This is a genomic window from Nostoc sp. 'Peltigera membranacea cyanobiont' 232 (genome assembly GCF_002245985.1).
Lineage (GTDB): Bacteria > Cyanobacteriota > Cyanobacteriia > Cyanobacteriales > Nostocaceae > Nostoc.
The window spans coordinates 1-3,359 of the sequence record NZ_NOLK01000322.1 but is presented as its reverse complement, the minus strand read 5'-3'; the positions used below and the strand labels follow the sequence as shown (position 1 = coordinate 3,359).

Here is a 3,359-nt window from a genome sequence, read left to right as displayed (position 1 = left end):
TTTGGCACAGGTTGTATCTTCTAAGGAATATTATTTAGATTTTTGTATTAAATATTCGTTGTATACGTAAGATTTTATTAGCGATCGCTCTCCAGGTGGGGTCATCTCACAAAATCGCATTGCTCCCCTCGTGGAATGACCAGAAATTTAGCGGCACATCTTTGGGGCCTGCCTACACATTCCCAGGTTTACAAAAACATAAGTTTATTGACTACCAGCCACAACGGGATGATGAGCTTATTGAGGATCTGTTGAAAAATCCTAGAGAGCGAACAGTTGTCAGCCAACAGTTAGAAACCTCACGACAAGATGGATGCAGTGCTTGCGACTGAATTACAATCATATCTAGAGAAGAGAGCCATTTCATCAATTTCTGATTATATTGAGCAATCGACTGTTGAATCGGCATTAACTGAAACAGTATTAGAATTAACACAACAACTTTCTCAAAATCAGCAGCAGCTAGAAGCCGGAAGAACCATATTCGACGACCTGGAAGCAGCGATTGTTTATTTGGAGCAACTGCATAGATCACAAAAAACAGCAGACGCAATTGCTCTTAATAAAGCTCAAACTCTAGCCACAGATAAACTAAAACTAACACCGAATCAAACAGCCGAGTTATATCAGTATTACAGCGCCGACTTGCAAAACTTATTAGTGACTGACCGAGACAAAGAAATCGCTATCAGGGCATTATTAGATAATAAGCCATCTGAGGAGGTTGAAGAAATTCTCTTTGCCAGTCCAGCCGGATGGACTACTGATGAAGCCAGAGAATTGGTATTAATTGCTAACAATCAACTGGCATCTGATAGAGAGCAAAAACAGCGTTCACCCCAGTTTATACCACCGCCAGAGGATGAAAGCCTACGCCCAGTATTACAGCATTTCTTGACTCAAAAACGCGGTATAACAAACTTCCTTGTACACCCATTACAGCAGCAGGGGTTGGGTTACATAGACCAGCACCGAAATGTTGTCTTTATCAAGCGCTCTTTGAACGGTGAAAAGTCAGGCGCACTGGTTTGGGATACCGCACGTCTTGACAATCGTGCTTTCAAGTATCCCGACAGCGATCGCTCCGAGGGGTGGTTTCACCTAAAATTGGGTGGAGAGGCAGACGATAAAATCGAGAGAGTATTTTTGTGTGACTCCCCCATTGATGCGCTGTCAATGGCAGAGATTGACAGAGATGGACACAAGGGGCAACCACCAGTTAGAACAATGTACATGGCAGTGGATGACCCGAATAACTTGCCAGTAGAATTCCTCAGAAATATCAGCAGAATTGGGCTGGCATTTAATAATGATGATCGGGGAAATGAAGCAGCCCTAGTCGTTCAGTCAATGCTGCCCCAGGCTAAAAGAATTGCACCTAGTGGGCTTACTTGGAATGAGATTCTTATTGAACAGCAGCGACAGCAGCAAGAGGAACTGGAGCAAAAGCAACGGGGACGAGGGTTTAGTCGATGATCTCATGTTGACCCAACGAACTCGTGACCGCTACGCTCTCGGAGTCGGTGGCTCTTACGGGCAGAAAGATTACTGGTCGAGCTTACTAGATCCTGCATCCCGCAAGAGCCACTCCGCTGCGCCGACTCCGAGCCACGAGTTCTTAAATCTTGGAAAGAAAAGCTAGGCTAGTTTTACCTAATGAGATGAGAGTGAGCATTTTCAAAGTGGGTAAACTCAATTAGTTACTTGTATTAAAAATTTATATGGGCAGATTTTACGGTTCTATCCACATTCGCTCAAATGAAATTGAGCAATTTACAGAGATTGTAAAAAAGCTGGCTGCACAAGAAAAACTAAAATTTTTAATTTCTCCATGTATTAACGGTTGGATTAGTCTTTATCCTTCAGAAAAAGGGCAAAATCCTACAGTCGCTCCGGCGATTGCACAGCAGTTTCCTGGTCATTTACTTAATCTTATTCTTTATCATGACGATTTTTTTTATTACGAATATTACAGAGGTCATCAATTAATTGATACCTATAGTTCAGTCCCAGAATTTTTTGGGGCTATATCCAGAGAAGAAAAATTAAGATTAACTGGCAAGCCGGAAGTATTTGCTGATTTACTATCTGAACTGCCCAATAACCAAACAACCATTGAACAGATTGCTGAAGTATTGGCAGCTTCATCTCCAGAGAAACTCGAAGAACTCTCTCGAAAAAGCCTAGAAATATTGCAACAATTAGAAGCAGGTGCAAACCCTGCTGAACTCAGTAAATTGCCTTATGATGAAGTGTTTATAGCCGCTAGCCAGTTTTCCTGCTTTGCTCAACTTTTAAACATCAGTAATGCTGCAACTTGCTATGAGTATCTTCAGGATGAAGAAGATGAAGAAATTGAACGTAGGGAAGAATTTGTTCACATTCCAGATCCCTCAATTGAGTTAGCACATAAGCAGAGAGAAAAAGCCAGGATAGATGAAGCTTTCACTAAATTAAATAGAGCAGGTATCTTATTATTTACAGTCTCAAGTTCTACTCAAAGTGGACAGTTCCCACACATACCAATCTCTGCCCCCAGTCAGACAGGTGGTTTTTTTATAGGTTGGTGTGGACTAGGGAATCAACTTCTGGAAATAAAACATTACACTGCACCTTGGAATAATGAACCAGCAAATCTTGAGCTGGCGCTAGAACAAAATGCTTATGTGATGCAAGTTAGCCCATCAGGAAAATTTTTGGCAGTAGGTCATGCAAGTGGATCTTGGCAAGGGACTCTATATGATTTGGAACAAAAACAATTAATAAAAACAATTTCTCATGTTCGAGCTACTAGCGGTATTCAATTTACTCCAGACGAAGAAATGCTAATCAGCCGTTCAGAGGATGAAATTATTCTTACTTCTGTTAAAACTTTACAACAGATTGCAGTAATTAAAGTTAGGCAAGGAACTAAAATTGCAATTCATCCAAACGGTCGCTACTTACTGGCTGATGAAGGAAAATCACAATTAGCCATTATTGATTTGAACACTCAAAAAGTGGTTAAAGTTTTAGCAACCGCAACATTAGACAGGACAGCGTGGATGGCTAGTGTTCAACGAGGTGAAGGAGTAACTAGCTTTTCTGATAACGAAATGATTTTCAAAATGGACTTTAGTCCAGATGGAAGGTGGTTACTCTGTGCGATGGATAAAGGAGTGCGAATATTTGAGTGGAATGAGGTTTTCTCATCTAAGAACAAATTACCACTTCCTATTGTCGCTTCTCCCAGCAGGGTTAGCGCGTCTCAAACCCTATTGACAAGCGAACTTGCCCGATCAGCAATCAAGTTGGAAACAAAGTGGCACTATCCGAGCTAGGGTAATATTTAATCCATTTAGTTGCAAGCTCAAAGTAAT

The 3,359-nt window shown here is 41.2% G+C and carries 3 protein-coding genes; all 3 read left to right on the top strand.

The genetic code is table 11. The annotated features are described in order from the left end of the window. The first annotated feature begins 95 nt into the window (after window positions 1-95). On the top strand, window positions 96-332 hold the full coding sequence (locus CDG79_RS39795; protein WP_094346949.1) for a hypothetical protein: 237 nt from the start codon (window positions 96-98) through the stop codon (window positions 330-332). Beyond that, entirely contained in the window at window positions 310-1,476 is a 1,167-nt protein-coding gene (locus CDG79_RS43245; protein ID WP_223278655.1) for a DUF3991 domain-containing protein, read from the top strand. The genes CDG79_RS39795 and CDG79_RS43245 overlap by 23 nt, the downstream gene beginning before the upstream one ends. A gap of 245 nt (window positions 1,477-1,721) precedes the next feature. Beyond that, entirely contained in the window at window positions 1,722-3,320 is a 1,599-nt protein-coding gene (locus CDG79_RS39785) for a WD40 repeat domain-containing protein (protein WP_094346948.1), read from the top strand. Window positions 3,321-3,359: the final 39 nt, after the last annotated feature.

Coding starts and splice junctions, on each gene's coding strand:
- CDG79_RS39785 (WP_094346948.1), top strand. CDS start 1,722: ATGGGCAGATTTTACGGTTCTATCCACATTCGCTCAAATGAAATTGAG.
- CDG79_RS43245 (WP_223278655.1), top strand. CDS start 310: ATGGATGCAGTGCTTGCGACTGAATTACAATCATATCTAGAGAAGAGA.